Raw genomic sequence first — 25,786 nt, 5'->3', positions numbered from 1 at the left:
CATACTGGAGCTGCCTGGCTACTGCTTGGCGTGCAGGTCGGTTCCCAGCGTATCCTTGACGAAGATCATGCCGATGACCAGCGTCATCGCCGCGACCACCACTGGATACCAGAGGCCGTAATAGATATCGCCCTTGTAGGCGCTAAGGGCGAACACCGTCGCTGGCAGCAGGCCGCCGAACCAACCATTGCCGATGTGATAGGGCAGCGACATGCCGGTGTAGCGGATGCGGGTCGGGAACATCTCGACCAGGATCGCGGCAATCGGCCCGTAGACCATTGTGACGAAGATCACGAGGATGAACAGGATACCGATCGTCATCGGCCAATTCACCGCCGCCGGGTCGGCGAACATGGCAAAGGCGCCGCCTCCCGCGATGCTGTAGACGGTTACCTCGGTCGCCCCTGCTGCCTCTTCGGCAGTCAGCAGCTTATCCTTCACCGCCTGCTCGATCGGAACTGTGGCCTTCTCGCCGGCGCGGATCGCAGCGGCGTCGAGCTTGAGCTCCGGGTTGGCCGCAATGAAAGCATCGAGCTTCTGGTCGGTCACTTTCGCTGCTGCGCGCTTCAAGGGATAGCCACTGTCCTTCAGCGACATGTTGACCGCCTTGACGAAGGCGGCGTCCTTGGCCTTGGCCTGATCGCCGGCGGCGATGGCATCGTAGGACTCAACCGTCTCATTGCCGATCTTGACCGAGGCGGCCGTGCCAGGGGCTGCGGTCGAAACCACATCGTAAGGCACCGAGTTCTTGGTCAGGAACGAGGTCGCGATGTCGCAGGACGTCGTGAACTTCGCCGTACCAACCGGATTGAACTGGAACCTGCAGTCGCCGGGTGCAGCGGTGACCGTCGCGCGCGTAGTCTGCTGGGCCGTGGCGAGCGCCGGATTGGCGGCCCAGGTCAGCGCCTTGAACAGTGGGAAGGTGCAGACGATGGCCAGTGCCAGACCCGCCATGATGATCGGCTTGCGGCCGATCTTGTCAGAGAGCCAGCCGAAGACGACGAAGAAAATCGAACCGATCGCCAGTGCAATGGCGATCATGATGTTGACCGACTGCGCGTCGACTTTCAGCACGTTCGTGAGGAAGAACAAGGCGTAGAATTGGCCGTTGTACCAGACCACGGCTTGGCCAGCGGTCAAGCCGAGAAGCGCCAGCAGCGCAATCTTGGCATTTTTCCATTGACCGAAAGCTTCCGTGAGCGGCGCCTTGGAGCCTTTGCCCTCATCCTTCATGCGCTGGAAAGTCGGCGATTCTGACAGCGACAGACGAATCCAGACAGAGATGGCGAGCAGCAGGAAGGAGACGATGAACGGAATACGCCAGCCCCAGGCCGCGTAGGTTTCTTTGCTCAACGAGGCCTGCACGATCAGGATGACGACCAGCGACAGGAACAGACCGAGCGTCGCCGTTGTCTGGATCCATGAGGTGTAGTAGCCACGCCGGTTGTCTGGCGCGTGCTCGGCGACATAGGTCGCCGCACCACCATATTCGCCGCCAAGCGCCAGACCTTGCAGCATGCGCAGTACGATCAGGATCACTGGAGCAGCGAGGCCCAGCGTTGCATAGCCAGGCAGCAGGCCGACGAGGAAGGTCGACAGACCCATGATCGTCATGGTTACGAGGAAGGTGTACTTACGGCCAACAAGGTCACCGATGCGGCCGAAGAGCAGCGCGCCGAACGGGCGCACCAGAAACCCGGCCGCGAAAGCCAGCAGCGCGAAGATATTGCGCGTCGCTTCCGGGATGGTCGGGCTGAAAAAGGTGCTGCCGATAAACGCAGCGAGCGAACCGTAGAGATAAAAATCATACCATTCGAAAACGGTGCCGAGCGAGGAGGCGAAGATGACCTTCTTTTCCTCTCGCGTCATGCCGCGGCTTGCTCCGCCGGCGGTCGATGCCATTGCCATTGAATTTGTCCTCCCGTGAGACCCACTGTCCTCGATGCTGCGCCTCAACGTCCGCCTCTCCTCCGAGTGCAGACTCAGCACAGCCATCGGCGCGAAAATGACAGAAAGCCGCAGCCGGAGGCAGACCGACATTGGGTTTATGACTTTGGTATTAGGTGCAGTGCGGCAATGAGCCGAGATCAGCTCTCAAGCGCTTCCAGCAGGCTGACGGCGGCCATCATGTCGCGCTTGCGGGCCGAACGGCGCGCCACCGCCTCGGCATCCTGCCCCCAGTGCTCGATCTGCCAGTCCTCATCGACATGGCCGGCGGCCCAGGCCGCCTCGCCGTCGAGTGCGCCATAGTCGACCGCAACCGCCAGCAGCGCCGAGCCGGTCAGCGACGTCATGACATGGATTGCGGCCAGCCGCAGCGGCTCGGCGCGCTGGGCAAGATGGGCGCCGAGCACCGCGATGCTCTCGCGCGGCTGTTCGACATGGATGATGCCCTCGGCGAGATTGAACCGAGCCCCCAATGTCGCCCTCGCCCAGTCGATGACCGGGTCCCAATGCTGGTTCTGGCGCTCGACCAGTCCCTGCGGCGCGTCGGCGCGGTAGCAGGTCAGATCGGACGACGCGAAACGCAACACGTCCTCCAGCACCGCCTGCGGGTCGCTGGCGACGCCGTCAATGGCAGTGTTGACCAGACGCAGCACCGGCATCGTCACCGGGTCGATGGTTTCGCCTTGCGCTTCGAATTCGCCGGCTACCAACTGTGCCGCCTTCTCGGTCGGCAGCGCCAACAGCGCCTTGCCCGGCGTGCGCACCGGCTTGCCGTCGAGATGCACGGCAAAGCCGTCTTCGACAGCCGCGACCGACACGTCCTTGTAGAAGCGCTTCGGCAGGTGCGTCTTCATCTGGATCTGTGCACGGCGCACCGGATCCGGATCGGTAAGCTGCTTGCCTGCTTCGAGGTCATTGAGGATGTCACGCATGGTAGAACTTTCTATCCAGGTACCTGCTTGCGCGCCGGCCGGTTGACGATGATGAGACCGACGGCAAGGAGATCTTGGCGGCGACATAATTCAGCCCCCAGGAAAAGGTCAGCCCGACCATGATGGAAGCGGCCGCCAGATCGACCGCGTCACGGCGATCCAATGCCGAGGCAACAGCCAATGTCAGTCCTCCGCGCTGGCGTCGTCGAAGCCGATCAGGTTCCAGCTCTGGCGCATATGCGGCGGCATCGGCGCAGTGACGTCGATGACGCCCTTGTCCGGATGCGGAATGACGATGCGGCGCGCATGCAGATGCAGGCGATTCTGAATGCCGCCTGGGAAATCCCAATTGGTGTCGGCCTCGAAATATTTGGGATCGCCGATGATCGGGCAGCCAATATAGGCGGCATGAACGCGAAGCTGGTGGGTGCGGCCGGTATAGGGCTCCATTTCCAGCCAGGTCATCGTCTGCGCCGCCTGCTCGATGATGCGGTAGTACGACACGGCGTGGTCGGCGCCCTTTTCACCGTGGGCTGCCACGCGCACGCGGTCGCCGTCCTCGGTCGGCTCCTTGATCAGCCAGGTCGATATCTTGTCCTCGCGCTTGGGCGGCACGCCTTTGACCAGCGCCCAGTAGGTCTTCTTGGTCTCGCGTGCGCGAAAGGACTCGGAGAGCTTCATCGCCGCAAGCCTGGTGCGGGCAACCACCAGCACGCCCGACGTATCGCGGTCGAGCCGGTGCACCAGGCGCGGCTTCTCGCCCTTCTGGCTGCGCCACGCCTCCAGCATGTCGTCGACATTGCGGGTGACGCCCGACCCGCCCTGCACGGCCAGGCCGGCCGGCTTGTTGAAGACGAAGACCTTCGGGTCTTCGTGGATCAGCATCTTGGCCAGCACATCGGCATCGCCCTGGTTGCGGATCGAGTGACCCGTAAGTGCGCTCTCGCCCTTCTTGTCGACCTCGAGCGGCGGTACGCGCACCACCTGGCCCGGCTCGACACGGCTGTCGGCCTTGACCCGGCCACCGTCGACGCGAATCTGGCCGGAGCGCAGCAGCTTCTGCAGATGGCCGAAGCCGAGGCCGGGGAAATGGGTCTTGAACCAGCGATCGAGCCGCATGCCCGCCTCGCCGGCCTCCACCGTGATCTGTTCAACGCCTGCCATGATTTTTATCTATCCGTTTCGAAGCGGGGCAATAGCACTATCGGCTCGAAAATCGGAATCGATTTTCAGAAAGCTTAGATTCAATAAAGTCCCGGAGCCAAGCCTATGCGGTTCTTGCGAGCCAAAGTCCCGCAAACAGGGCGACAATGGCGCCGACGACGCTGGCCAGCGCATAGCCCAGCGCCGGCAGCGTCGCGCCGCGTTCCCACAATGTCGCGAAATCGAGCGAAAAGGCGGAGAAGGTGGTGAAGCCGCCAAAAATGCCGGTGGCCACGAACAGCCTGAGCTCGTTCGAACCGCCGCGCCGCATCAGCGTGGCAATGAACAGGCCCATGGCGAATGAGCCGACGATGTTGATCACCATCGTGCCCCAGGGGTAGTTCGGACCGAAGAGGCGCAGCGCGCCGATATTGGTCAGGTGGCGAATGCCGGCGCCGATACCGCCGCCGATGACCACCAGAAGGAGATTGAGCATTGCCGCTTGCTGCCCCTTATGACCCGCTCAGGTCGCGCCGACCTTCTTTGCCTTGCTCGAGCCCAGCATCTTCCAGTTCTTGTAGAACATGGAATTGATGCGCTCGACGCTAACCGAGACGATGGCGAGGAGGCCGGCCATGAGGCCCGGGAACGGCGACGGACGGACAATGTCCATGAACACGCAGTAACGGTGCCCGTCATACTCGTTGACCGAGCGGTGCAGCAGCGTGTCGTCGAATATATAGAGCGGATTGTCGTGCCAGTAGTTTCTGGCGCCGTTGCATTCGACGAAAACCTCGGCCTTCACCGGCAGCAGATTGTAGAGGATGCGCAGGCTGAGACGCAGCGGACCGAAATGCCAGGAGGTCGATTCCTTGCCCCTGAAGACCGACACGGCAATGGTCTTGATGTATTTGAAATCCTTGTTGAACTCGGCAACGTTGTCGATCTTGTGCTTGCCATACCACTGATAGACATACATGCCGCGCCTGGCCGTGCCGAGATTGGTGTCGATGTCGGCAATGATCTCGTCCTTGCGCGCCTTGAAGACGTCCAAAACCTCGTTGACCTCGCGCTGATAGTCCGGCGGAAACTGGTCAAGCTTCCACACACCCGGATTGCGGTAGCAGACGAGGTCGACCAGCAGATTGAACGGCGAAAGCAGCCAGGTGAAGATGCCGTTGCCGAGGAAATAGGCACGCAACAGCGACCAGCTCTTGTTGGCGTTGCGCAGCACGTCGATCAGGCCGCAGACGATCCAGATCGTGGTCAGGATCGGGATGAAGTAAAAGCCGAGCGCGAGAAGCGGAATGGCGATCGCAGCCTGACGTAGGATTTTACGGGTTTGCTTTGTCATTGTGTTCCGCGCGGGAGCGCGATCCTGTTTGCATGAGCCAAATTGCGGCGACCCCCGCCAGCCGTGCGCCTTGATAGGATTTTTTGTTTCCCTGCACAATGCTATCGCATACGCAGAACGGCGAGGATGTCAGCATTTGGCCCTATCGGCTCGAAGCTGCATTATTGACCGACTCGCGCATTGTGGACCGGCGCTTCATCCATGCTGCTGCGTTTAAAGATCCCGTTGCCCGGGGTCGCCAATGCGACACTTCTATCCGCAACAAGGGCTCGGTATCTATTCGCAGTTGAATCGCCGTCCGTCGTCCGAGGTTGCCTCAATGTTATTTCCAAGCACGATCGTGGAGTATACATATAATGCTATGCGCTCACGTCACAGGAACAGAACGGCACTATAACAAAGTCGCTGCCGTAAACGACAACGGCGACTGGAAAATGTTTCTGCCATTTCATCGAAACACAATTGAGGAAGTGGCGCTCGTTGGCACCGATATTTTGGTATGCCTGTCGGACGAAGGCGAAATCTGCCTGATCAATTTCCGCTCGGGCCTGGAAATCGCGAGACGAAGTTTGTTGTCGGGCAGACGGTACCGACTCCTTGTGGCGCGTAATTCGGAGTTTATTGTTGCTTATAATGCGAGCTCGATTGGCTTGCCGCGGAGCTCAAATACCACCTGGTACCCTCATCATATCGCAATATTGAAGGCCACCGACCTTTCAACAATTACCGAGGGTAATTTTATCGATTTGCCGACAGGGCAAAATTCGGGGCGAATCGTCTATCGTGACGGAGGCAGCAGAGGTAACACTGACGGATCCATTGATTTAGATATTGCCAAGAATATCTTTCAGGATAATTCCGGCCGGCTGTCATTTCTGTGCTACTATTCTAATTCAATAAGGCCGAAGCTTGGTTTCTGTCGAATCGATCCAACGGATTGGTCGTTGAAATTCACACCTCTCCCAGCAGCCGACAACCCGTGGCGATGGTACAGCCAAAGTGGAGATTATGCTCTCGTACCTCATTTGGGCACGCGACGGCGTCGCAATCTGAGAATAAAACTAGATGTAATTGATGCTTTCGCAAGGAAGACCTTAAGCACGGTCTTTCAGAGCGATTTTAGTAGTCCACAGTTAAAATGGGACGATAATCTTAAGGGGTATCATCGTAACAAGGGTACAGTTGAACTATGGACAATTGACCCGCCAAAACAGGTCAAACTGATTAGAACTCGCAATGGAATGCCTCCAGATTTTGTCGACGACATCGTTTGGGAACCAAATGAGGTCGCTTTTTGGATCAAATTCGCCGGAGATCATCGGCGAATTGATTTCCAACGGGTCGATATAAATGGAAAGAAACGATCACCTGTCTTCAGCTTTCAGCGATTTCGCGATAAAAGCTATCCCTATCTTCAGGACATTGTTGATCTCGCGGATCCCAATCGGATCGAGATACGTTCGTACTCGAATTCCGTTTATATCCAGCGCGCTTGGTGTACGAGCAATTTGAGATTTCGACTGATAGCAGACGGCGAGGACGGTTTCGTTGAGGATACATCTCCATATCCACCCGAAAAACTGGTCAAACGCTTTCTTGCCAAATCAGATCGTCGGCATGTCGTACATATTAATGAATTTTCCAAGGACGCAATCTCCGAGGCTCTTGTTCGCCTCGCTGAGGACATAGACCAGCGTCTCACAGAGCTTCTACAAAACGACGTGCTGGAGCTATCTTTCAAAATTGAGAAACGAACGCTGACTGAAGCAGCATTCTTTAAGCGGTTGACGCAAGATCGCATTCCCGTTGCGCCGGCACTTCGTCGTCTCATGACGGCTTACTTAAATGCCCATTCTGCCGCCATCGAGGAGAAAGGAATTTTTCGCCAACTCTGGGGACCAGAGGGTCAGGGGGCGCTCGCTCCAGCAATGCAAGCTCTTTTGAGTATCGACCCAGACTCCCATGACATTCTTAGGAGTTACCTAGCCAAGCGAAACGGCGAATATGACGTTTATTCCACTGATGTAATCATGAAACGTTACATTCAAAAATCCGGATGGCGTAACATCGCAATGATAGGCTTTGGTATCTACTTTGCTCTGATCCGTCACAAAGATGGTCTGCGGGCGATACGAGGGGGGCTTCTCAATGAATATGGGCTTTTGAGTGCGGCAGAGAAAACGGTGAGTGAGGCTACTTTTGCTGCCATGATTTCGCAAGAGATAGATCAATTTATGGTATATCCCGGCCTTGGTTATGGCACCAAAGAAGACCTTTATGTTTCCATTCAACCAAGCTTGGAACTGACGAAATATGGCCGGAGGGTATTGGGTTTTCTCTCATTTGGAGAAAAATTGAATCTGAAGAGAGGCCCCGAAAAACACGGTTGGAACCCGGGATTTTTGCAGGCTGTTGATGCGCAGCGTGCTCGTGCAGAAAAGGCCGCTCGACCATGGTGGACATATGTGTTCAGAAAAAAATAGATAATCCAACTTCAAACAGCGAAAACCTCACTGCTGACGGATTGTTCCACTGGCCGAATATGCAGCTTCGAGCCGGCAGGACCTCTTTTAGATACATCACTCAACTGATCTCAATGCACCGGCAGCAGGAAACCTATTTTTCCCGCTCGCCGCGCAGCTTCGCCCAATAATCCAGCCGTTTCCTGATGTCGCGCTCGAAGCCGCGTTCGGGCGGATCGTAGAATGTCTGCCGGCCCATTTTTTCGGGAAAATAGTCCTGGCCGGAAAAGGCATCGGGCTCATCATGATCGTAGCGATAGCCGGCGCCGTAGTCCTCTTCCTTCATCAGCTTGGTCGGCGCATTCAGGATGTGCTTGGGCGGCAGCAGCGAACCGAACTCCTTCGCCGCGCGCGTGGCGGCCTTGAAGGCGGTGTAGACGGCATTGGATTTGGGCGCTGTGGCGAGATAGACGGTGGCCTCGGCGAAAGCGAGTTCGCCTTCGGGCGAGCCCAGATAGTCATAGGCGTCCTTGGCGGCGTTGGCGACGACCAGCGCCTGCGGGTCGGCCAGCCCGATATCCTCCATCGCCATGCGCACCAGCCTGCGGCCGAGATACAGCGGGTCCTCGCCGGCGTCGAACATGCGGGCGAGATAGTAGAGTGCCGCGTCGGGATCGGATCCACGCACCGATTTGTGCAGCGCCGAGATCAGATTGTAATGGCCGTCCTGACCCTTGTCGTAGATCGGCGCGCGGCGCTGGACGATACGCTGTAGCCCTTCGGGATCGAAAACCTCGCCAGGTTTGGCGGCACGCCAGACTTCCTCTGCGAGCGTCAGCGAGGCACGGCCGTCGCCGTCGCTCATGCGGATGAGCATCGCCCGCGCCTCGTCGTCGAGCGGCAGCGCCCTGCCCTCCGTCTCCTCGGCCCGCGTCATCAGCTTGGCGATGCTGTCCTCACCAAGCGAATGAAAAACCATGACCCGCGCGCGGGACAACAAAGCGGCGTTGAGTTCGAAGGACGGGTTCTCGGTTGTAGCGCCAACCAGCACGACTGTCCCGTCCTCCATCACCGGCAGGAAAGAATCCTGCTGGGCACGGTTGAAGCGATGGATCTCGTCGACGAACAACAGCGTCTGGCGGCCATTGGCGCGGCGTAGTTTTGCAGCCTCGAACACTTTCTTCAGGTCGGCGACGCCGGAAAACACGGCCGAAATCTGCTCGAAGGCAAGACTGGTCTCGCCGGCCAGCAGCCGCGCCACGGTGGTTTTTCCGGTTCCCGGCGGCCCCCAAAAGATCATCGAGCCGAGCGAACCGGAATTGATCAGCCGCGTCAGCGCGCCGTCGGGCCCGGTCAGATGCTCCTGGCCGACGACTTCGCCAAGGTTTTTCGGACGCAGCCGATCGGCGAGCGGCCGGCCGGGGGGCGCTCTTTCCGGTTCATCGACGCTGAACAGATCGGCCATGTAGGTCTTCTGGTTGGAGCTGATCGCCCGCAGATGGGGCGGCCAGCTTAATAGCGCAACACCTGGCGCAGTATCTGCCCGCCACGCTCGACGGTAAAGCGCCACCAGCGCGTATCCTGCTGGGCAAGCTGCGCCAGTGTAGCCGCCGTATCGACCGCCGTGCCGTTTACCTCGCGCACGATGTCGCCCGGTTGGAAGCCGAAATCGGCGGCCGGCGAATCGCGGTTGATGTCGACCACGGTGACGCCCTTGAGGTCGGTGCGCAGGCCAAGCCGCTGGGCGAGCCTGGGCGACAGTTCCGCGACCTTGGCGCCGGAGAACGGGCTGCGGCCATGCAGCGTCACTTCCGAGGCCTTGGCGCCCTCCGGCGCGCGCTCCAGTGCAATCTCCATCGTCGCCTGCTGGCCTTTGCTCAGGATGGCGAAGGTCGCCTTGGTGCCGATCGACAGCGTCGCCATGCGGTAGTCCAGCGCTTCGATGCCTTCGACGGTCGTGCCGTTGAGCTGCAGCACGACATCGCCGGGCTTCAGCCCTGCCTTGGCCGCCGGTCCGGCCTCCTCTACCGACGACACCAGCGCGCCGGTCGGCTTCTCCATGCCGAGCGATTCGGCGATCTGTGGCGTCACCGCCTCGAACTCGGCGCCGATATAGGGCCTCTCGAAGAAATCGAGCCCGGCCTTGGCCGCGTCGGCAAAAGCGCGAACCATGTTGGCGGGAATGGCGAAACCGATGCCGATCGAGCCGCCGCTGCGGCTATAGATGGCGGTGTTGATGCCGACCAACTGGCCGCCCATGTTGATGAGGGCGCCGCCGGAATTGCCGGGATTGATGGCAGCGTCCGTCTGAATAAAGTAGCCCGAATCCGAAACGCCGATATGGCTGCGCGCAAGCGCCGAAACAATGCCGCTGGTGGTGGTCTGACCGACGCCGAACGGGTTGCCGATGGCCAGCACCAGGTCGCCGACCTCAAGCGCGTCGGAATCGCCGATGGCGATTACCGGAAACGGCTTGTCGGACGTGATCTTGAGCACGGCAAGGTCAAGCGTCTCGTCCTTGAGCATGACCTTCGAGGTGAATTCGCGCCCGTCCGCGGTCGCCACCTTGACCTCGTCGGCATCCTTGATGACGTGGAAATTGGTGACGACCACACCGCTCGGGTCAACCAGCACACCCGAGCCGAGCGAAGATTGAGCGCGCGGCTGCGCGCGGCCGAAGAATTCCTCGAAGAAAGGATCACCATCGAAGGGCGACGTCACCTTTGCCGTCTGCGAGGCGTAGACGTTGACCACCGCGGGCGCCGTCTGCTTGACGAGCGGCGCAAACGACAGCTGCACCTCCTCGCGACCGAACGGCACGCGCTTGTCCGGGCCGGAGGTGCCGTTCTCGCCCTCGACGCCATGCAGGAGGTCGGTCAGCACATCGGACAGCCCGGGATCGGCGGGCTTGGCTGCGTCCTCGGCCAGCGCCTGTCTCACAGCCGGTGCCGCGGCAAAGGCGGCCAGCGCGCAAAGGGCGACAAGAAACAGCCGTTTGAAGTGCATTCCGATTCCCTCCAGTTCGGGCGCATTGTCCCGACGATTGTGCAGAATGAAAGGCTAATGCACTGAAATGCGGCGATTGTCGTGCAAAAGCACGCAGCTGGCAGGCAAAAGACCTTTAGGTGCAGACGGCCTCGCGACAATTAAAAAGGGGCCCGAGGGCCCCTTGAAGTCATTCCTGGAAAACCCGAGCCTTATGCGGCCGCGGTTTCCTCATTGGCGCCTTCGGCTTCGAGGCGAGCACGGTCGCCGGCGCCCTTGGCGTCGGGGTCGCGGTCGACGAACTCGATGACAGCCATGGCGGCATTGTCACCGTGGCGGAAGCCCGCCTTCATGATGCGCAGGTAGCCGCCATTGCGGCTGGCATAGCGCGGCGCGATGGTGTCGAACAGGCGCTTGACGACGCCTTCATTGCCGATCTGGGCGATCACCTGGCGGCGGGCGTGCAGATCGCCGCGCTTGCCGAGCGTCACCAGCTTCTCGACGATCGGACGCAGATCCTTCGCCTTCGGCAGGGTGGTGACGATCTGCTCGTGCTCGATCAGCGAGACGGCGAGATTGGCGAACATCGACTTGCGATGGCTGATGCTGCGGGCGAAGCGGCGGCCCTTAAAACCGTGGCGCATGGCTCTTTTCCTTCTTCAGTTGTTCAAGAGGCCACGGCCTCTGATGGTTTTCCGCATGACCGTCGGATCGAGCGGCTCTCGCCGCCGATCCTTGGAATTCATGCTCAATATTGGTCTTCGTAGCGCTTGGCGAGGTCTTCGATGTTTTCCGGCGGCCAGTCCGGCACTTCCATGCCGAGGTGCAGGCCCATCGCCGCCAAGACTTCCTTGATCTCGTTCAGCGACTTGCGGCCGAAGTTCGGGGTGCGCAGCATCTCCGCTTCAGTCTTCTGAATGAGATCGCCGATATAGACGATGTTGTCGTTCTTCAGGCAGTTGGCCGAACGCACCGAAAGCTCGAGCTCGTCGACCTTCTTGAGCAGCGCCGGGTTGAAGGCGAGCTCGGTGACGGCTTCGGCGGCGACTTCCTTCTGCGGCTCGTCGAAATTGACGAACAGGCCAAGCTGGTCCTGCAGGATGCGGGCAGCGAATGCCACCGCGTCCTCGCCCGAGATCGAACCGTCGGTCTCGATGGTCATGGTCAGCTTGTCATAGTCGAGAACCTGGCCCTCGCGGGTGTTTTCGACCTTGTAGGAGACCTTCTTGACCGGCGAATATAGGCTGTCGACCGGGATAAGGCCGATAGGCGCGTCTTCGGCGCGGTTGCGCTCTGCCGGCACGTAGCCCTTGCCGGTGTCGACAGTGAATTCCATGCGGATTTCAGCGCCTTCGTCCAGCGTGCAGATGACGTGGTCGGGGTTGAGGATCTCGACGTCGCCAACCGTCTGGATGTCGCCGGCCAGAACCGCACCCGGGCCTTGCTTGCGAACGACCATGCGCTTGGGGCCATCGCCTTCCATGCGGATGGCGATTTCCTTGATGTTGAGCACGATGTCGGTCACGTCTTCACGCACACCGGCGATGGACGAGAATTCATGCAGAACGCCGTCGATCTGCACGGCGGTCACAGCCGCACCGCGCAGCGAAGACAGAAGCACTCGGCGCAGCGCGTTGCCGAGCGTCAGGCCGAAGCCGCGTTCGAGCGGCTCGGCGACCAGCGTGGTCAGCGTCTTCTTCTTCGACGAGAACTCGATCTTGTTCGGCTTGATCAGTTCCTGCCAATTTTTCTGGATCATGATGCTTTCCTTCCGTTGACCCGCCACCATCCAATCGTGGCGGGCGACCTGGAATGCCCCGGAGGAGCGTGCTTAAGCGCTCGCGTGGCGTTCAATAATTCTTTAGACGCGGCGCTTCTTGCGCGGGCGGCAGCCATTGTGCGGGATCGGCGTCACATCACGGATCGAGGTGATGGTGAAGCCAGCCGCCTGCAGGGCGCGAAGCGCCGATTCACGACCGGAGCCGGGTCCGCAGACCTCGACTTCGAGCATGCGCATGCCGTGTTCCTGGGCCTTCTTGGCGACGTCTTCGGCAGCCATCTGGGCGGCAAACGGGGTCGACTTGCGCGATCCCTTGAAGCCCTGGGCACCGGCCGACGACCAGGCAATGGAATTGCCCTGCGCGTCGGTGATGGTGATCATCGTGTTGTTGAAGGTCGAATTGACGTGGGCAACGCCCGACGAGATGTTCTTGCGTTCGCGACGGCGAACACGAGCGGCTTCCTTGGCCATGATAGTCCTTTCAGTTGATCTCTACACCGCCGTAATGCCAGCGGCTCCACCTTCGTAAGGGAGTAGGGGAATAGGGCAGTAAGGGAGTAGGGGAAAGTGCGACCGGCTCGGCTGCGTTCCCTACTGCCTTACTCCCCTACTCCCTTATTCCCCTAATTACTTCTTCTTGCCGGCGATCGACTTGGCCGGGCCCTTGCGGGTGCGTGCATTGGTGTGCGTGCGCTGGCCGCGAACCGGCAGCGAGCGACGGTGACGCAGGCCGCGGTAGCAGCCGAGGTCCATCAGACGCTTGATGTTCATCGACACTTCGCGGCGCAGGTCGCCTTCGACCTGGTAATCGCGGTCGATGGTCTCGCGGATCTGCAGCACTTCCGCGTCGGTCAGCTGGTTGACGCGGCGCTCGGCCGGGATGCCGACCTTGTCGACGATCTCCTGGGCGAACTTCTTGCCAATGCCGTGAATGTACTGAAGCGCAATGACGACGCGCTTGTTGGTCGGAATGTTGACGCCGGCTATACGAGCCATATTCTTCTCTTCTCCATGTGGGCCGGCCAACCTTCAAAAGGTAGGCCCGGCGCTGTTCAAATTACCCCGCGTCCGGTGGAGGCCGGCCCATGCGGGAGTTTCCTGGTTTCAATGCGGCTGCCTTGCCCTTGCGGACAAGCAAGCCTCATGCCTGATAGGAAGACGGGCCGCCATAACCCAGCGAACCGTTCCAGTCAAGCGCAATCTTTACTTTGCCGTAACGGTCTCCCGCGTCACTGCCGTGAGCAGCGCTTCGATCTCTGCTGTCACGGTGTCGATGCCGGCCATGCCGTCGACGCTCTTCAGCGTACGTTTGGCATAGTAATAGCCGATCAGCGGCGCGGTCTTCTTGTAATATTCCCGCAGGCGCTCTTCGAACACCACCGGGTTGTCGTCCTTGCGCACCGGCTGGCCGGCGGCCTTGGCGTCTTCGGCGCGCTTGACGATGCGGCCGACCAGCGCCTTGTCGTCGACGACGAACTCGATCACCGCATCGAGGCCGATGCCGCGCTCGCCGAGCATCGATTCAACCGCATCAGCCTGCACCAGCGTGCGCGGGTAGCCGTCGAGGATGAAACCGTTGGCGCAATCGGGCTGATCGATGCGCTCGGCGACGATTGCGTTGACGATGGCGTCTGAAACCAGCTCGCCGGCGTCCATCACCGCCTTGGCGCGCTTGCCGACTTCGGTGCCGGCCTGCACGGCCGCCCGCAGCATATCGCCCGTCGACAGCTGGGGTATGCCGTGTCTGTCTACCAGTCTTTGTGCTTGCGTCCCCTTGCCCGCCCCTGGCGGCCCAAGCAAAATCAATCTCATCTGGCCTTCTTCCCCCCGCGCAACTTCGACTTCTTGATCAGGCCCTCATACTGGTGCGCGATCAGGTGGCCCTGAATCTGCGCCACCGTATCGAGGGTTACACTGACCACGATCAGAAGCGATGTGCCACCGAGATAGAATGGTACGCCAGTCGCCGAAATCAGGAACTCGGGCAGCAGGCACACCAGCACCAGATAGATGGCGCCGACGACGGTGATGCGCGTCAGGACATAGTCGATGTAATCGGCGGTGCGCTCACCCGGACGGTAGCCGGGAATGAAGCCGGAATGCTTCTTGAGCTGGTCGGCTGTGTCTTTGGGATTGAAGACGATCGCCGTATAGAAGAAGGCGAAGAACACGATCATCGCCGCATAAAACAGCATATAGAGTGGCTGGCCGTGGCCGAGCGAGGCGAGCACCGTGCTTGCCCACGCCGGCAGGTTCGTCGACTGCGAGAAGCCGGCAACCGTTGCCGGCAGCAACAGCAGCGACGACGCGAAGATCGGCGGAATGACGCCCGACGTGTTGAGCTTCAGCGGCAGGTGCGAGGTGTCCCCCTGGAACATGCGGTTGCCGACCTGGCGCTTCGGATACTGGATCAGCAGGCGGCGCTGCGCGCGCTCGAAGAAGACGATGAGCGCGATGACGACGATGGCCAGCACGATGATCGCCAGGATCAGCCCGGTCGACAAGGCGCCGGTCCGGCCGAGTTCCAGCGTGCCGGAAATAGCGCGTGGCAGGCCAGCGACGATGCCGGAGAAGATGATCAGCGAAATGCCGTTACCGATGCCGCGCGCGGTGATCTGCTCGCCCAGCCACATCAGGAACATGGTGCCGCCGACCAGCGTGACGACGGTCGAGATGCGGAAGAACATGCCGGGATCGTTGACGATGCCGTTACCGCCTTCCAGACCGACCGAAATGCCGTAGGCCTGCACCAGCGCCAGCAGAACCGTGCCGTACCGCGTATACTGGTTGATGACCTTGCGGCCCTGCTCGCCTTCCTTCTTCAGCGCTTCCAGCGACGGGATGACCGAGGTCATAAGCTGCATGATGATGGAGGCCGAGATGTAAGGCATGATGCCGAGCGCGAAGATAGCCATGCGCTGCACGGCACCGCCGGCAAACATGTTGAACATGCCGAGCACGCCCTTGGCCTGCGAAGAGAAGGCCTGCGCGAACGCATCCGGGTTGATACCGGGCAGCGGGATATAGGTACCGAGGCGATAGACGAGCAGCGCGCCGATGGTGAACCAGATTCGCTTCTTCAGGTCCTCCGCCTTGGCGAAGGCCGCAAAATTCAGATTCGAGGCTAGTTGTTCAGCAGCCGAAGCCATGCCTGATTCTCCGCTTGATCACGCTCGATGCCCGCAGCTCAGGCGGCGCGTTTCACCGAAGCTCACGAGATAAGCTCCGGGCTCTCAACATGCAAGCGGCCGCGTTGACGCGGCCGCTTAATTGATCGGATCAAAGCGCAATCGTGAGCAAAAACGGAGGCCGTTCCTGCCAAGCGCGCTTCAAATTGCCGTTACTCGGCAGCAGCCTGCTCCGGCAGCTTGACCGAACCGCCGGCCTTTTCGATCTTCTCGATCGCAGCCTTCGAAGCGCCGGCAACGTCGAATGCCAACTTTGCCTTGAGCTCGCCATCCGAGAGGATGCGCACGCCATCCTTGGCGCGGCGGATGACGCCGGCGGCAACCAGTGCCTCGGCCGTCACGGTCGCCTTGGCGTCGAGCTTCTTGGCATCGAGCGCCGTCTGGATACGGGCGAGCGACACAACGACAAAGCTCTTGGCGAAGATGTTGTTGAAGCCACGCTTCGGCAGGCGCCGGTAGAGCGGCATCTGGCCACCCTCGAAGCCGTTGATGGCGACGCCGGAACGCGCCTTCTGACCCTTGACGCCGCGACCGCCGGTCTTGCCCGAGCCGGAGCCGATGCCACGGCCGAGACGCTTCTTGGAGTGCGTCGCGCCTTCATTGTCACGCAGATCGGTGAGTTTCATCTGGGTTCTCCTGCGCTTTTGCTCAGCCCTCGTCCACGACGCGGACGAGATGCTGGACGGCAGCGATCATGCCGCGCACCGAGGGAGTGTCCTCCAGCGTGCGCTGCTTGTGCATCTTGTTGAGGCCGAGGCCGACCAGCGTCGCGCGCTGTTCCTTCGGGCGGCGGATCGGCGAACCGATCTGCTCAACGGTGATGGTCTTGGTTGCTTTCTTGGCCATGGTCAAAAATCCCTGGTCAGATCGACTATTCTTCAGCCGCAACGGCGGTGCCGCGGCGGGCCTGAAGGGTCGAATACTTGATGCCGCGCGCGGCAGCCACATCCTTGGGATGCATCTGGCTCTTCAGCGCGTCGAACGTGGCGCGAACCATGTTGTAGGGGTTCGACGAACCCATCGACTTGGCCACCACGTCATGCATGCCGAGCGTCTCGAAGACAGCGCGCATCGGGCCGCCGGCGATGATGCCGGTACCCTGCTTGGCAGCGCGCAGCAGCACGCGTCCGGCGCCCCAGCGTCCCTCGACGTCGTGGTGCAGTGTGCGGCCCGAGCGCAGCGGCACGAAGATCATGTCGCGCTTTGCCGATTCGGTAGCCTTGCGGATCGCTTCCGGCACTTCGCGCGCCTTGCCGTGACCAAAGCCGACGCGACCCTTCTGGTCGCCGACGACGACGAGCGCTGCAAAACCGAAGCGACGGCCGCCCTTGACGACCTTGGCGACGCGGTTGATGTGGACGAGCTTGTCCACCATGCCGTCATCGCGCTCTTCACGATCGCGGCCGCGGCCGCCATCCCTACGTTCCTGTGCCATATCCTGTTCCTTGTTCTTTTCCGGAAGCACGGGTTGCTATTTGTCGGCACCGCTTGGGTTGCCGACGGTGAAAAAATCAGAAGCTGAGACCACCTTCGCGGGCAGCCTCGGCCAGCGCCTTGACGCGGCCGTGATAGATGTATGGGCCGCGGTCGAAGACGACTTCCTTGACGCCGGCCTTCGAAGCGCGCTCGGCGATCAGCTTGCCGATCGCGGCGGCTGCGGCCGTGTCGGCGCCAGTCTTGAGCGATCCCTTGAAGTCCTTTTCGAGCGTCGAGGCGGCAGCGATGGTGTGGCCCTTGGCGTCGTCAATGACCTGGACGTAGATGTTCTTCGATGTGCGGTGCACCGACAGACGCGGACGCTCGCCGGCGACCTTCTTGATCTGGCGGCGGACGCGCTGCGCGCGGCGCTGGATGGATTCCTTGTCGGCCATACTAGTCTTCCTTGCCTTCAAAAGACGGGGGCCGCCATATGCGGTAGGCGAAAGCGCCTCCCGCGACCGCTCCCCGCGGCGTTAAACTTACTTCTTCTTGCCTTCCTTGCGGACGATCTTCTCGCCGGCATAGCGGACGCCCTTGCCCTTGTAAGGCTCGGGACCGCGATACTCGCGGATCTCGGCGGCAACCTGGCCGACCTGCTGCTTGTCGATGCCGGTCACGGTGATTTCCGTCGGCTTCGGCACAGTGATGGTGATGCCGGCCGGCGTCTCGTAAACGACGTCATGGCTGAAGCCAAGAGCCAGCTGCAGGTTCTTGCCCTGAAGTGCTGCGCGATAGCCGACGCCGGTGATCTCGAGCTTCTTCTCAAAACCATCCTTGACGCCCTGCAGGATGTTGACGATCTGCGTGCGCGACATGCCCCACTTGGAGCGGGCGGTCTTGGTCTGGTCGCGCGGCTGGACAGCGATCTCGCTGCCTTCCATCTTGACCAGCACTTCGTCGTTCACCACGAACTTCAGCTCGCCCTTGGGGCCCTTCGCCGTCACGGTCTGGCCGTTGACGGTCGCGGTCACGCCCTGCGGCAGCGAAACGGGTTTCTTTCCAATACGAGACATTTTGTTGTCCTCGTCACTTCTCTTGTTTCAGGTCTCTGTCTTCGGAAACGATCCGAAGACCGGATTCCACTTTGCGGGTCAGCTGCCAGATCAGAAGATCTGGCAGAGGATCTCGCCGCCGACGTTCTGCTCGCGGGCTTCGTGGTCGGCCATCACGCCCTTCGGCGTCGAAAGGATGGCGATGCCGAGGCCGTTGGCGACGTGCGGGATCGACTTGGCCGACACGTAAACGCGACGGCCCGGCTTCGAGACGCGGGCGATTTCGCGCACGACCGGAGCACCGTCGAAATACTTCAACTCGATTTCGATTTCGGACTTGCCGTTGTCGAAGTCGGTCTGGCTGTAGTCGCGGATATAGCCTTCAGCCTTCAGCACGTCGAGGACGCGGGTACGCAGGCGCGAGGCCGGCGTCGAGACGCTCGACTTCTTGCGGCCATACGCGTTGCGGATGCGGGTCAGCATATCGCCGAGAGGATCGCTCAATGACATGTTATGTCCTCCTTACCAGCTCGACTTGACCAGGCCCGGGATCTGGCCGTTATTGCCGAGATCACGAAGCGCGATGCGCGATACTTTGAGCTTGCGATAGTAGGCGCGCGGACGCCCCGTCACTTCGCAGCGGTTGCGGATGCGAATCTTGGCCGAGTTGCGCGGCAGGGCAGCAAGCTTCAGCTGAGCGCGGAAGCGCTCCTCCATCGGCTTGGACTGGTCCATGATGATCGCCTTCAGGGCAGCGCGCTTGGGACCGTACTGGTCGGCAAGCTTGCGGCGCCTGTTGTTCTTCTCGACTGAGCTGGTCTTTGCCATTTCAGATTTTTCCTTTTCTCGCTGCCGTTACTGGCGGAAGGGGAAGTTGAAGGCCTTGAGCAATGCCCTGGCTTCGTCGTCCGTCTTCGCAGTCGTACAAACGATGACGTCCATGCCCCAGATCTGATCAACCTTGTCGTAGTTGATCTCCGGGAACACGATGTGTTCCTTGATGCCCATGGCGTAGTTGCCACGGCCATCGAAGCTCTTCGGATTGAGTCCGCGGAAGTCGCGGACGCGTGGCAGTGCGATGTTCACGAGGCGGTCGAGGAACTCGTACATGCGTTCCTTGCGCAGCGTGACCTTGGCGCCGATCGGCATCTTCTCGCGGACCTTGAACCCGGCGATGGAGTTGCGTGCGCGGGTGACGACGGCCTTCTGGCCGGCGATCATCGCCAGGTCTTCGGCCGCGATCGAAGGCTTCTTCGAATCTGCGGTCGCTTCGCCGACGCCCATGTTCAGCACGATCTTGTCGATGCGCGGAACCTGCATCTCGTTGTCGTAGCCGAACTGCTCCTGCAACGCCTTGCGGATGGTCTCGTTGTAGACCTGCTTGAGGCGCGGCGTGTTCTGGGCCTTGGACTGTTTGCTTTCAGCCTTGGGCTTCGTGGTTTGAGCCTTAGCCATTGATGACTTCTCCCGAGCGCTTGGCGACGCGCACCTTCTTGCCGTCCTTCTGGAAGATGAAACCGACGCGGGTCGGCTTGCCATCCTTGGGGTCGGCCAGCGCGATGTTCGACAGCTGGATCGGCGCTTCCTTGGTGATGATCCCGCCCTCTTGGGACTGGGACTGCTTCTGGTGACGACGGATCATGTTGACGCCGCGCACCAGCGCGGTGTCTTCCTTCGGCTGAACCGAGAGGACTTCGCCCGAACGGCCCTTGTCCTTGCCGGCCAACACGACGACCTTGTCGCCTTTTCTAATCTTTTGCATTGGTCCGGCTCCTTACAGCACTTCAGGCGCGAGCGAGATGATCTTCATGTGGTTCTTGGCGCGGAGTTCGCGCGGAACCGGTCCGAAGATACGCGTGCCGATCGGCTCTTTCTTGTTGTCGACGAGAACGGCCGCGTTCTTGTCGAAACGGATCACGCTGCCGTCCGGGCGGCGGATGTCCTTGGCCGTGCGAACCACGACCGCCTTCATCACATCGCCCTTCTTAACGCGGCCGCGCGGAATGGCTTCCTTGATGGACACCACGATGATGTCGCCAACGGAAGCGTATTTCCGCTTCGAGCCGCCCAGCACCTTGATGCACATGACACGACGCGCGCCGGAATTATCCGCGACGTCGAGGTTTGTTTGCATCTGAATCATGACTGGCCGCCTTCTTCTTTTCTAACGGGATGGGCGCAAAGCCCCTCCCCGGTCTGTCCAAAATTCGTTGTTTACGCCTGGTCCGAAGACACGACGATCCAGCGCTTGTCCTTGGAAATCGGCTTCGATTCCTGGATGAACACCTGGTCGCCGACCTTGTGGGCGTTGTTCTCGTCGTGCGCCTTGTACTTCTTGGTCATGCGCACGGTCTTCTTCATCACGGGATGCGTGAAGCGCCGTTCGACCTTGACGACTACCGTCTTCTCGTTCTTGTCGCTGACGACAGTGCCCTGCAGAATGCGCTTTGGCATGGTTTTCGTCCTTAAGCCTTCTTGGCCGCGGACTTTTCCGCAGCGATGGTCTTGATACGCGCAATGTCCTTGCGGACCTGCCTCACGCGCGCGGTCTTCTCGAGCTGGCCCGTGGCCTTCTGGAAGCGCAGGTTGAACTGCTCCTTCTTCAGGCTGGCCAGATCGTCGGTCAGCTGGTCCTGGGTCTTGGTCCGGATGTCTTCGGCTTTCATGATCAGCCCGTCCTTATTCTGCGATGCGCTGTACGAAGCGCGTCCTGACCGAGAGCTTGGCCGCGCCGAGACGCAGCGCCTCACGGGCGGTTTCTTCGTTGACGCCGTCGATCTCGAACATGATGCGGCCCGGCTTGACGCGCGCCGCCCAGTAATCGACAGCGCCCTTGCCCTTGCCCATGCGCACTTCAGTCGGCTTCGACGTCACCGGCACGTCAGGGAAAATACGGATCCATACGCGGCCGGCACGCTTCATCTCACGAGTGATCGCGCGGCGGGCCGCCTCGATCTCACGCGCGGTGACGCGGTTCGGCTCAAGCGCCTTCAGCCCGAAACCACCGAAATCCAGGTTGGTGCCGCCCTTTGCGGTGCCATGGATACGGCCCTTGAACTGCTTGCGGAACTTTGTGCGCTTTGGCTGCAGCATCGTTCTAACTCCAAATTCCTAAATAATCAGGCGTTTTCGCGACGACGACCGCGTTCGCGATCACCACCACCGCCATGCGCAGCATCACCCTCGGTCGCGCGACGCTCCGAAGCCATCGGATCGTGCTCGAGGATTTCGCCCTTGAACACCCAGACCTTGACGCCGCAGATGCCGTAAGCCGTGTTCGCCTCGGCCGTGCCGTAATCGACATCGGCGCGCAGCGTATGCAGCGGCACGCGGCCTTCGCGGTACCATTCCATGCGCGCGATCTCGGCGCCGCCGAGACGGCCGGCGCAGTTGATGCGGATGCCTTCGGCACCGAGGCGCATCGCCGACTGAACGGCGCGCTTCATGGCGCGGCGGAACGCGATACGGCGCTCGAGCTGCTGGGCGATCGACTGGGCGACCAGGGTCGCGTCGATTTCCGGCTTGCGCACTTCAACGATGTTGAGGTGCGTCTCGGACTTCGTCATCTCCATCAGCTTCTTGCGCAGCTTCTCGATGTCGGCGCCCTTCTTGCCGATGATCAGGCCCGGGCGTGCCGCATGGATGGTGACGCGGCACTTCTTGTGCGGGCGCTCGATCACGACCTTGGAGATCGCAGCCTGCTTGAGTTCCTTCTCAAGATACTTGCGGATCTTGATGTCCTCATGCAGCAGCTTGCCGTACTCGCCGGTGTTCGCGAACCAGCGCGAATCCCAGGTGCGGTTGATGCCGAGGCGCAGACCGATCGGATTGACTTTCTGGCCCATTATGCGGCCTCCCCTTTTTCTTCGACTTCACGAACGACGATCGTGAGGTGCGAGAACGGCTTTTCGATACGGCTGGCGCGACCGCGGCCACGAGCGTGGAAACGCTTCATGACGATCGACTTGCCGACATAGGCTTCCGCCACGATCAGCGCATCGACGTCGAGGTCGTGGTTGTTTTCCGCGTTGGCGATCGCCGATTCCAGCGTCTTCTTGACCGTGCCGGAAATCCGCTTGGCCGAGAATTCGAGGTCGGAAAGCGCTGTCGCGACCTTCTTGCCGCGGATCAGCGCGGCAACCAGGTTCAGCTTCTGCGGGCTGATACGGATCGTGCGCAGAACGGCGCGCGCTTCGTTGTCAGCAAGCCTGCGCGGAGCTTTGGCCTTGCCCATGATTATTTCCTCTTCGCCTTCTTATCCGCGCCGTGACCGTAATAGGTCCGGGTCGGAGCGAATTCACCGAACTTGTGACCGACCATGTCCTCGTTCACCGAGACGGGAACATGCTTCTGGCCGTTGTAGACACCGAAGGTGAAGCCGACGAACTGCGGCAGGATGGTGGAGCGACGGCTCCACATCTTGATCACCTCATTGCGACCACCTTCACGAACCTTGTCCACCTTCTTGAGAAGGTAGCCGTCGATGAAGGGGCCTTTCCAAATAGAACGAGTCACTTGGCGTTACCTCTTCTTAGCTCTTGCGCTGATGGCGCGAGCGCAGGATGAACTTGTCGGTCGCCTTGTTGGACCGCGTCTTCTTGCCCTTGGTCGGCTTGCCCCACGGGCTGACCGGATGACGGCCACCGGAGGTGCGGCCTTCACCACCGCCATGCGGGTGGTCGACCGGGTTCATTGTCACGCCGCGATTGTGCGGGCGCTTGCCACGCCAGACCGTGCGGCCGGCCTTGCCGTCGTTGATGTTGCCATGGTCGGGGTTCGACACGGCGCCGACAGTGGCCATGCAGGAGCCGTGAACGACACGCTGCTCGCCCGAGTTGAGGCGCAGGATCGCCATGCCCTGGTCGCGACCGACCAGCTGGCCGTAGCCGCCGGCCGAACGGGCGACCTGGGCGCCCTTGCCCGGCTTCAGCTCGATGTTGTGGACGATCGTGCCGACCGGCATCGAAGCCAGCGGCATCGCATTGCCCGGCTTCACGTCGACCGCTTCGCCGGCCACGATCTTGTCGCCGGCGGCAAGACGCTGCGGAGCGATGATGTAGGACAGCTCGCCATCGTCATACTTGATCAGCGCGATGAAGGCGGTGCGGTTCGGATCGTATTCAATGCGCTCGACCGTGCCGACGACGTCGAACTTGCGGCGCTTGAAGTCGATGATGCGGTACGAACGCTTGTGACCGCCGCCGATAAAGCGGGCCGTGATGCGGCCGTGATTGTTGCGGCCGCCCGACTTGGTCAGGCCTTCGGTCAGACCCTTGACGGGCTTGCCCTTGTAGAGGCCCGAGCGGTCGACGATGACCAGCTGGCGGGTGCTCGGCGTTACCGGGTTGAATTTTTTAAGTGCCATTGTCCTGTCCTCGCGGCCTTGCTCAGAGACCCGTCGCGACGTCGATCGACTGGCCGTCGGCCAGCGTCACAATCGCCTTCTTGACGTCGCTCTGGCGGCCGATCGTGCCGCGGAAGCGCTTGATCTTGCCCTTGCGGACAAGCGTGTTCACGGCCGTAACCTTGACGCCAAACAGCGCTTCGACAGCGGCCTTGATTTCCGGCTTCGACGCCTTCTTGGCGACGTTGAAGACGACCTGGTTCTGCTCGGAGGCCATGGTCGACTTTTCGGTGATCGCCGGCGAGACGATCACGTCGTAATGACGAAGGTCGGTCATTTGAAGCGCTCCTCGAGAGCCTCGACGGCGGCCTTCGAAAGGACCAGCGTGCCGCGGCGAAGAATGTCGTAGACGTTGATGCCCTGGATGGGCAGCACGTCGATGTTCGGGATGTTGGTCGCCGCCAGCTTGAAGTTCTGGTCAAGCTCGGCACCGCCGATCACCAAAGCATTGGTCAGGCCCAGCGTCGCGAAATTCGCGATCAGCGCCTTCGTCTTGGCCTCGGTCAGCTTCAGCTCGTCGATGACGATGATCGACGCGCTCTTGGCCTTGGCCGAGAGAGCATGCCGCAAGCCGAGCGCACGCACCTTCTTCGGCAAATCGTGCTCGTGGCTGCGAACGACCGGGCCGTGGGCCTTGCCGCCGCCGCGGAACTGCGGAGCGCGTGCCGAATGGTGACGGGCGCGGCCCGTACCCTTCTGCTTGTACATCTTGGCGCCGGTGCGCGCGATTTCGGCGCGGCCCTTGGCCTTGTGCGTGCCCTGCTGGCGCTTGGCCAGCTGCCAGCGCACGACGCGCTGCAGGATGTCCTCGCGCGGATCAAGGCCGAAAATCTCCTCGGAGAGTTTCACCTTGCCGGCGTCCTTGCCGCCAAGCGTTGTGATCTTGAGATCCATTATTCTGCTCCCTCTGCGGCCGGAGCCTCGTTCTTCGCAACGGCGCGGATCGCGGCAGGCTTCGGCGCATTGGCCGGCAGTGCCACCTTGGCCGCATCGCGGACCAGGATCCAGGCGCCCTTCGATCCGGGAACCGCACCGCGGATCAGGATCAGGCCGCGATCGGCGTCGGTCGAAACGATCTCGACATTCTGTGTGGTGACGCGGGTGTCGCCCATATGGCCAGCCATATGCTTTCCCTTGAACACCTTGCCCGGGTCCTGACGCTGGCCGGTCGAACCGTGCGTACGGTGCGAGACCGAGTTACCGTGCGTCGCGCGGCCACCACCCATGTGGTGGCGCTTGATGACGCCCTGGAAACCCTTGCCGATCGTCGTGCCCGTCACATCGACCTTCTGGCCGGCGACGAAATGCTCGACGGTGATCTCGGCGCCGACGTCGATCATGTTGTCGGCGGAGACGCGAAACTCGGCGACCTTCGCCTTCGGCTCGACGGAAGCGGTCGCGAAATGGCCGCGCATCGCCTTCGACGTGTTCTTCACCTTGGCAAGGCCAACGCCGAGCTGGACGGCCGTATAGCCGTTCTTCTCCTGCGTGCGCTGAGCCACGACCTGGCAGTTCTCCATCTGGAGAACGGTGACGGGAACATGTTCCCCGGCATCATTATAGATGCGGGTCATTCCCACCTTCTTTGCAATCACACCTGAACGCATCGGTTCAATTCCTTTAGAGTTCCGGGCCAGGGGCACCGCCCCTTACCGCGCTCTCATTCCCTTAGAGCTTGATCTCGACGTCGACACCGGCGGCCAGATCGAGCTTCATCAAAGCATCGACCGTCTGCGGGGTCGGATCGACGATGTCGAGCAGACGCTTGTGCGTGCGCATCTCGAACTGCTCGCGGCTCTTCTTGTCGACGTGAGGCGACCGGTTGACCGTGAACTTTTCGATCCGCGTCGGCAGCGGAATGGGGCCGCGGACGTTTGCTCCGGTGCGCTTGGCCGTCGACACGATTTCTTTCGTCGAGGCGTCGAGCACCCGGTGATCAAACGCCTTCAGGCGGATGCGGATATTCTGTCCGTTCATGCGTCACTTCCTTGTTCTGGCGCGGCGCGGGCAACTCCGCGCCCGCGACAGATCGGTTTAAGTCCAATTATTCTTTGATGGTGACGACGATGCCGGCACCGACGGTGCGGCCGCCTTCACGGATGGCGAAGCGCAGCTTCTCT

The 25,786-nt window shown here is 60.9% G+C and carries 36 protein-coding genes and 1 pseudogene; 1 reads left to right on the top strand and 36 read right to left on the bottom strand.

The genetic code is table 11. The annotated features are described in order from the left end of the window. Nucleotides 1–18 precede the first annotated feature (18 nt). The 6 genes and pseudogenes from ACWGTI_RS28705 to ACWGTI_RS28680 form a co-directional block, all read right to left on the bottom strand. Nucleotides 19–1,908 carry an MFS transporter gene (locus tag ACWGTI_RS28705; protein ID WP_454590162.1) on the bottom strand — a complete coding sequence of 630 codons (1,890 nt, stop codon included), beginning with the start codon at nt 1,906–1,908 and terminating at the stop codon, nt 19–21. A 179-nt stretch (nt 1,909–2,087) separates the two neighbouring features. Beyond that, complete coding sequence (locus tag ACWGTI_RS28700; protein WP_454590161.1) at nt 2,088–2,879, bottom strand: ATP12 family chaperone protein; 792 nt, start codon at nt 2,877–2,879, stop codon at nt 2,088–2,090. A 67-nt stretch (nt 2,880–2,946) separates the two neighbouring features. Further along, nucleotides 2,947–3,060: pseudogene (locus ACWGTI_RS28695) on the bottom strand (EamA/RhaT family transporter); the annotation flags it as partial. A gap of 2 nt (nt 3,061–3,062) precedes the next feature. Next, a complete protein-coding gene (locus ACWGTI_RS28690) occupies nt 3,063–4,043 on the bottom strand; it encodes an RluA family pseudouridine synthase (RefSeq protein WP_142865539.1) in 981 nt (326 codons plus the stop codon). 103 nt (nt 4,044–4,146) lie between these two features. Beyond that, nucleotides 4,147–4,518 (bottom strand): fluoride efflux transporter CrcB, encoded by a 372-nt coding sequence (crcB, locus tag ACWGTI_RS28685; protein ID WP_454590160.1) that lies wholly within the window; start codon nt 4,516–4,518, stop codon nt 4,147–4,149. Nucleotides 4,519–4,545: 27 nt separating this feature from the next. After that, a complete protein-coding gene (locus ACWGTI_RS28680; RefSeq protein WP_454590159.1) occupies nt 4,546–5,376 on the bottom strand; it encodes an aspartyl/asparaginyl beta-hydroxylase domain-containing protein in 831 nt (276 codons plus the stop codon). Between the two features lie 434 nt (nt 5,377–5,810). Here ACWGTI_RS28680 and ACWGTI_RS28675 point away from each other — a divergent pair, with 434 nt between their 5' ends. After that, nucleotides 5,811–7,859, top strand: a complete 2,049-nt coding sequence (locus tag ACWGTI_RS28675; RefSeq protein WP_454590158.1) for a hypothetical protein — start codon at nt 5,811–5,813, stop codon at nt 7,857–7,859. Nucleotides 7,860–7,992: 133 nt separating this feature from the next. Here ACWGTI_RS28675 and ACWGTI_RS28670 read toward each other — a convergent pair whose 3' ends face one another. From ACWGTI_RS28670 to ACWGTI_RS28525, 30 genes are all read right to left on the bottom strand, one after another. Then, nucleotides 7,993–9,303 carry a replication-associated recombination protein A gene (locus ACWGTI_RS28670; RefSeq protein ID WP_454590157.1) on the bottom strand — a complete coding sequence of 437 codons (1,311 nt, stop codon included), beginning with the start codon at nt 9,301–9,303 and terminating at the stop codon, nt 7,993–7,995. 47 nt (nt 9,304–9,350) lie between these two features. After that, complete coding sequence (locus ACWGTI_RS28665; protein WP_454590156.1) at nt 9,351–10,844, bottom strand: DegQ family serine endoprotease; 1,494 nt, start codon at nt 10,842–10,844, stop codon at nt 9,351–9,353. Between the two features lie 191 nt (nt 10,845–11,035). Then, nucleotides 11,036–11,467, bottom strand: coding sequence for a 50S ribosomal protein L17 (gene rplQ, locus ACWGTI_RS28660; protein WP_454575216.1), 432 nt, complete (start codon nt 11,465–11,467; stop codon nt 11,036–11,038). A gap of 104 nt (nt 11,468–11,571) precedes the next feature. Next, nucleotides 11,572–12,582 carry a DNA-directed RNA polymerase subunit alpha gene (locus tag ACWGTI_RS28655; RefSeq protein ID WP_006205443.1) on the bottom strand — a complete coding sequence of 337 codons (1,011 nt, stop codon included), beginning with the start codon at nt 12,580–12,582 and terminating at the stop codon, nt 11,572–11,574. A 102-nt stretch (nt 12,583–12,684) separates the two neighbouring features. Next, complete coding sequence (rpsK, locus tag ACWGTI_RS28650) at nt 12,685–13,074, bottom strand: 30S ribosomal protein S11 (RefSeq protein ID WP_006205444.1); 390 nt, start codon at nt 13,072–13,074, stop codon at nt 12,685–12,687. Nucleotides 13,075–13,230: 156 nt separating this feature from the next. Further along, nucleotides 13,231–13,599, bottom strand: a complete 369-nt coding sequence (gene rpsM, locus ACWGTI_RS28645) for a 30S ribosomal protein S13 (protein ID WP_006205445.1) — start codon at nt 13,597–13,599, stop codon at nt 13,231–13,233. 207 nt (nt 13,600–13,806) lie between these two features. Then, a complete protein-coding gene (locus ACWGTI_RS28640; RefSeq protein WP_454590155.1) occupies nt 13,807–14,415 on the bottom strand; it encodes an adenylate kinase in 609 nt (202 codons plus the stop codon). Beyond that, on the bottom strand, nt 14,412–15,752 hold the full coding sequence (gene secY / locus ACWGTI_RS28635; RefSeq protein ID WP_454575218.1) for a preprotein translocase subunit SecY: 1,341 nt from the start codon (nt 15,750–15,752) through the stop codon (nt 14,412–14,414). Before secY ends, ACWGTI_RS28640 begins: the two co-directional genes overlap by 4 nt. A 191-nt stretch (nt 15,753–15,943) precedes the next feature. Further along, nucleotides 15,944–16,417, bottom strand: a complete 474-nt coding sequence (gene rplO / locus ACWGTI_RS28630; protein WP_454575219.1) for a 50S ribosomal protein L15 — start codon at nt 16,415–16,417, stop codon at nt 15,944–15,946. Nucleotides 16,418–16,439: 22 nt separating this feature from the next. Next, entirely contained in the window at nt 16,440–16,637 is a 198-nt protein-coding gene (gene rpmD / locus ACWGTI_RS28625) for a 50S ribosomal protein L30 (protein ID WP_006205449.1), read from the bottom strand. A 25-nt stretch (nt 16,638–16,662) separates the two neighbouring features. Then, nucleotides 16,663–17,226, bottom strand: a complete 564-nt coding sequence (gene rpsE, locus ACWGTI_RS28620) for a 30S ribosomal protein S5 (protein ID WP_006333394.1) — start codon at nt 17,224–17,226, stop codon at nt 16,663–16,665. Between the two features lie 76 nt (nt 17,227–17,302). Further along, nucleotides 17,303–17,662: a 50S ribosomal protein L18 gene (rplR, locus tag ACWGTI_RS28615; RefSeq protein ID WP_454575220.1), complete on the bottom strand. Its 360-nt coding sequence runs from the start codon at nt 17,660–17,662 to the stop codon at nt 17,303–17,305. Nucleotides 17,663–17,749: 87 nt separating this feature from the next. Beyond that, nucleotides 17,750–18,283 carry a 50S ribosomal protein L6 gene (gene rplF, locus ACWGTI_RS28610; protein ID WP_023682603.1) on the bottom strand — a complete coding sequence of 178 codons (534 nt, stop codon included), beginning with the start codon at nt 18,281–18,283 and terminating at the stop codon, nt 17,750–17,752. Nucleotides 18,284–18,373: 90 nt separating this feature from the next. Then, complete coding sequence (rpsH, locus tag ACWGTI_RS28605; RefSeq protein ID WP_006205453.1) at nt 18,374–18,772, bottom strand: 30S ribosomal protein S8; 399 nt, start codon at nt 18,770–18,772, stop codon at nt 18,374–18,376. 12 nt (nt 18,773–18,784) lie between these two features. Next, entirely contained in the window at nt 18,785–19,090 is a 306-nt protein-coding gene (rpsN, locus tag ACWGTI_RS28600) for a 30S ribosomal protein S14 (RefSeq protein WP_010909282.1), read from the bottom strand. A gap of 27 nt (nt 19,091–19,117) precedes the next feature. Continuing rightward, a complete protein-coding gene (gene rplE / locus ACWGTI_RS28595) occupies nt 19,118–19,717 on the bottom strand; it encodes a 50S ribosomal protein L5 (RefSeq protein WP_013531429.1) in 600 nt (199 codons plus the stop codon). After that, nucleotides 19,710–20,024, bottom strand: a complete 315-nt coding sequence (gene rplX / locus ACWGTI_RS28590; protein ID WP_013531428.1) for a 50S ribosomal protein L24 — start codon at nt 20,022–20,024, stop codon at nt 19,710–19,712. Before rplX ends, rplE begins: the two co-directional genes overlap by 8 nt. A 12-nt stretch (nt 20,025–20,036) precedes the next feature. After that, entirely contained in the window at nt 20,037–20,405 is a 369-nt protein-coding gene (rplN, locus tag ACWGTI_RS28585; RefSeq protein WP_006205457.1) for a 50S ribosomal protein L14, read from the bottom strand. Nucleotides 20,406–20,476: 71 nt separating this feature from the next. After that, complete coding sequence (gene rpsQ / locus ACWGTI_RS28580) at nt 20,477–20,716, bottom strand: 30S ribosomal protein S17 (protein WP_010909280.1); 240 nt, start codon at nt 20,714–20,716, stop codon at nt 20,477–20,479. An 11-nt stretch (nt 20,717–20,727) separates the two neighbouring features. Next, complete coding sequence (rpmC, locus tag ACWGTI_RS28575) at nt 20,728–20,928, bottom strand: 50S ribosomal protein L29 (protein ID WP_006205459.1); 201 nt, start codon at nt 20,926–20,928, stop codon at nt 20,728–20,730. A gap of 13 nt (nt 20,929–20,941) precedes the next feature. After that, nucleotides 20,942–21,355, bottom strand: a complete 414-nt coding sequence (rplP, locus tag ACWGTI_RS28570) for a 50S ribosomal protein L16 (RefSeq protein ID WP_006205460.1) — start codon at nt 21,353–21,355, stop codon at nt 20,942–20,944. A 26-nt stretch (nt 21,356–21,381) separates the two neighbouring features. After that, on the bottom strand, nt 21,382–22,107 hold the full coding sequence (rpsC, locus tag ACWGTI_RS28565; RefSeq protein WP_013895697.1) for a 30S ribosomal protein S3: 726 nt from the start codon (nt 22,105–22,107) through the stop codon (nt 21,382–21,384). Continuing rightward, nucleotides 22,107–22,496 (bottom strand): 50S ribosomal protein L22, encoded by a 390-nt coding sequence (gene rplV, locus ACWGTI_RS28560; RefSeq protein ID WP_006205462.1) that lies wholly within the window; start codon nt 22,494–22,496, stop codon nt 22,107–22,109. Before rplV ends, rpsC begins: the two co-directional genes overlap by 1 nt. Nucleotides 22,497–22,498: 2 nt before the next feature. Next, nucleotides 22,499–22,777 carry a 30S ribosomal protein S19 gene (rpsS, locus tag ACWGTI_RS28555; RefSeq protein WP_006205463.1) on the bottom strand — a complete coding sequence of 93 codons (279 nt, stop codon included), beginning with the start codon at nt 22,775–22,777 and terminating at the stop codon, nt 22,499–22,501. A gap of 16 nt (nt 22,778–22,793) precedes the next feature. Further along, nucleotides 22,794–23,627: a 50S ribosomal protein L2 gene (gene rplB, locus ACWGTI_RS28550; protein WP_112618131.1), complete on the bottom strand. Its 834-nt coding sequence runs from the start codon at nt 23,625–23,627 to the stop codon at nt 22,794–22,796. 22 nt (nt 23,628–23,649) lie between these two features. Then, nucleotides 23,650–23,943, bottom strand: a complete 294-nt coding sequence (locus ACWGTI_RS28545) for a 50S ribosomal protein L23 (protein ID WP_115143199.1) — start codon at nt 23,941–23,943, stop codon at nt 23,650–23,652. Then, entirely contained in the window at nt 23,940–24,560 is a 621-nt protein-coding gene (gene rplD / locus ACWGTI_RS28540) for a 50S ribosomal protein L4 (protein WP_454575221.1), read from the bottom strand. The genes ACWGTI_RS28545 and rplD overlap by 4 nt, the downstream gene beginning before the upstream one ends. After that, nucleotides 24,560–25,273 carry a 50S ribosomal protein L3 gene (rplC, locus tag ACWGTI_RS28535; protein WP_112395064.1) on the bottom strand — a complete coding sequence of 238 codons (714 nt, stop codon included), beginning with the start codon at nt 25,271–25,273 and terminating at the stop codon, nt 24,560–24,562. Before rplC ends, rplD begins: the two co-directional genes overlap by 1 nt. 61 nt (nt 25,274–25,334) lie before the next feature. Continuing rightward, the gene (gene rpsJ, locus ACWGTI_RS28530; RefSeq protein ID WP_010909272.1) at nt 25,335–25,643 is read right to left on the bottom strand and encodes a 30S ribosomal protein S10; all 309 of its coding nucleotides are present in this window, start codon (nt 25,641–25,643) and stop codon (nt 25,335–25,337) included. Between the two features lie 67 nt (nt 25,644–25,710). Further along, on the bottom strand, nt 25,711–25,786 hold a 76-nt coding region (locus ACWGTI_RS28525), incomplete at its 5' end, for an EF-Tu C-terminal domain-related protein (protein WP_454589835.1).

The sequence above is a fragment of the Mesorhizobium sp. ArgA1 genome, assembly GCF_053714375.1.
The sequence above is the reverse complement of the archived record's forward strand: the minus strand, read 5'-3'. Positions and strand labels throughout refer to the sequence as shown.

Excerpts from the sequence above, each read along its gene's own strand:
- rpmD (WP_006205449.1), bottom strand. The coding sequence starts at position 16,637 with ATGGCCAAGAAAGCAACCAAGACCATCACCGTTGAGCAGATCGGTTCG.
- rplE (WP_013531429.1), bottom strand. The coding sequence starts at position 19,717 with ATGGCTAAGGCTCAAACCACGAAGCCCAAGGCTGAAAGCAAACAGTCC.
- rpsK (WP_006205444.1), bottom strand. The coding sequence starts at position 13,074 with ATGGCCAAGGAAGCCGCTCGTGTTCGCCGTCGCGAACGCAAGAACATC.
- rplO (WP_454575219.1), bottom strand. The coding sequence starts at position 16,417 with ATGAAACTCACCGATCTGCGTGACAATGAAGGCGCGACGCACTCCAAG.
- ACWGTI_RS28665 (WP_454590156.1), bottom strand. The coding sequence starts at position 10,844 with ATGCACTTCAAACGGCTGTTTCTTGTCGCCCTTTGCGCGCTGGCCGCC.
- ACWGTI_RS28680 (WP_454590159.1), bottom strand. The coding sequence starts at position 5,376 with ATGACAAAGCAAACCCGTAAAATCCTACGTCAGGCTGCGATCGCCATT.
- ACWGTI_RS28705 (WP_454590162.1), bottom strand. The coding sequence starts at position 1,908 with ATGGCAATGGCATCGACCGCCGGCGGAGCAAGCCGCGGCATGACGCGA.
- rpsN (WP_010909282.1), bottom strand. The coding sequence starts at position 19,090 with ATGGCAAAGACCAGCTCAGTCGAGAAGAACAACAGGCGCCGCAAGCTT.
- rplC (WP_112395064.1), bottom strand. The coding sequence starts at position 25,273 with ATGCGTTCAGGTGTGATTGCAAAGAAGGTGGGAATGACCCGCATCTAT.
- secY (WP_454575218.1), bottom strand. The coding sequence starts at position 15,752 with ATGGCTTCGGCTGCTGAACAACTAGCCTCGAATCTGAATTTTGCGGCC.
- ACWGTI_RS28690 (WP_142865539.1), bottom strand. The coding sequence starts at position 4,043 with ATGGCAGGCGTTGAACAGATCACGGTGGAGGCCGGCGAGGCGGGCATG.
- rpsC (WP_013895697.1), bottom strand. The coding sequence starts at position 22,107 with ATGGGCCAGAAAGTCAATCCGATCGGTCTGCGCCTCGGCATCAACCGC.
- rplB (WP_112618131.1), bottom strand. The coding sequence starts at position 23,627 with ATGGCACTTAAAAAATTCAACCCGGTAACGCCGAGCACCCGCCAGCTG.
- ACWGTI_RS28545 (WP_115143199.1), bottom strand. The coding sequence starts at position 23,943 with ATGACCGACCTTCGTCATTACGACGTGATCGTCTCGCCGGCGATCACC.
- rplQ (WP_454575216.1), bottom strand. The coding sequence starts at position 11,467 with ATGCGCCACGGTTTTAAGGGCCGCCGCTTCGCCCGCAGCATCAGCCAT.
- ACWGTI_RS28670 (WP_454590157.1), bottom strand. The coding sequence starts at position 9,303 with ATGGCCGATCTGTTCAGCGTCGATGAACCGGAAAGAGCGCCCCCCGGC.
- rplX (WP_013531428.1), bottom strand. The coding sequence starts at position 20,024 with ATGCAAAAGATTAGAAAAGGCGACAAGGTCGTCGTGTTGGCCGGCAAG.
- rplF (WP_023682603.1), bottom strand. The coding sequence starts at position 18,283 with ATGTCTCGTATTGGAAAGAAACCCGTTTCGCTGCCGCAGGGCGTGACC.
- rpsE (WP_006333394.1), bottom strand. The coding sequence starts at position 17,226 with ATGGCACAGGAACGTAGGGATGGCGGCCGCGGCCGCGATCGTGAAGAG.
- ACWGTI_RS28700 (WP_454590161.1), bottom strand. The coding sequence starts at position 2,879 with ATGCGTGACATCCTCAATGACCTCGAAGCAGGCAAGCAGCTTACCGAT.
- rpmC (WP_006205459.1), bottom strand. The coding sequence starts at position 20,928 with ATGAAAGCCGAAGACATCCGGACCAAGACCCAGGACCAGCTGACCGAC.
- rplP (WP_006205460.1), bottom strand. The coding sequence starts at position 21,355 with ATGCTGCAGCCAAAGCGCACAAAGTTCCGCAAGCAGTTCAAGGGCCGT.
- rplD (WP_454575221.1), bottom strand. The coding sequence starts at position 24,560 with ATGGATCTCAAGATCACAACGCTTGGCGGCAAGGACGCCGGCAAGGTG.
- rplN (WP_006205457.1), bottom strand. The coding sequence starts at position 20,405 with ATGATTCAGATGCAAACAAACCTCGACGTCGCGGATAATTCCGGCGCG.
- crcB (WP_454590160.1), bottom strand. The coding sequence starts at position 4,518 with ATGCTCAATCTCCTTCTGGTGGTCATCGGCGGCGGTATCGGCGCCGGC.
- rpsQ (WP_010909280.1), bottom strand. The coding sequence starts at position 20,716 with ATGCCAAAGCGCATTCTGCAGGGCACTGTCGTCAGCGACAAGAACGAG.
- rpsJ (WP_010909272.1), bottom strand. The coding sequence starts at position 25,643 with ATGAACGGACAGAATATCCGCATCCGCCTGAAGGCGTTTGATCACCGG.
- ACWGTI_RS28655 (WP_006205443.1), bottom strand. The coding sequence starts at position 12,582 with ATGATCCAGAAAAATTGGCAGGAACTGATCAAGCCGAACAAGATCGAG.
- rplV (WP_006205462.1), bottom strand. The coding sequence starts at position 22,496 with ATGGGCAAGGCCAAAGCTCCGCGCAGGCTTGCTGACAACGAAGCGCGC.
- rplR (WP_454575220.1), bottom strand. The coding sequence starts at position 17,662 with ATGGCCGACAAGGAATCCATCCAGCGCCGCGCGCAGCGCGTCCGCCGC.
- rpsM (WP_006205445.1), bottom strand. The coding sequence starts at position 13,599 with ATGGCTCGTATAGCCGGCGTCAACATTCCGACCAACAAGCGCGTCGTC.
- rpsH (WP_006205453.1), bottom strand. The coding sequence starts at position 18,772 with ATGTCATTGAGCGATCCTCTCGGCGATATGCTGACCCGCATCCGCAAC.
- ACWGTI_RS28640 (WP_454590155.1), bottom strand. The coding sequence starts at position 14,415 with ATGAGATTGATTTTGCTTGGGCCGCCAGGGGCGGGCAAGGGGACGCAA.
- ACWGTI_RS28675 (WP_454590158.1), top strand. The coding sequence starts at position 5,811 with ATGTTTCTGCCATTTCATCGAAACACAATTGAGGAAGTGGCGCTCGTT.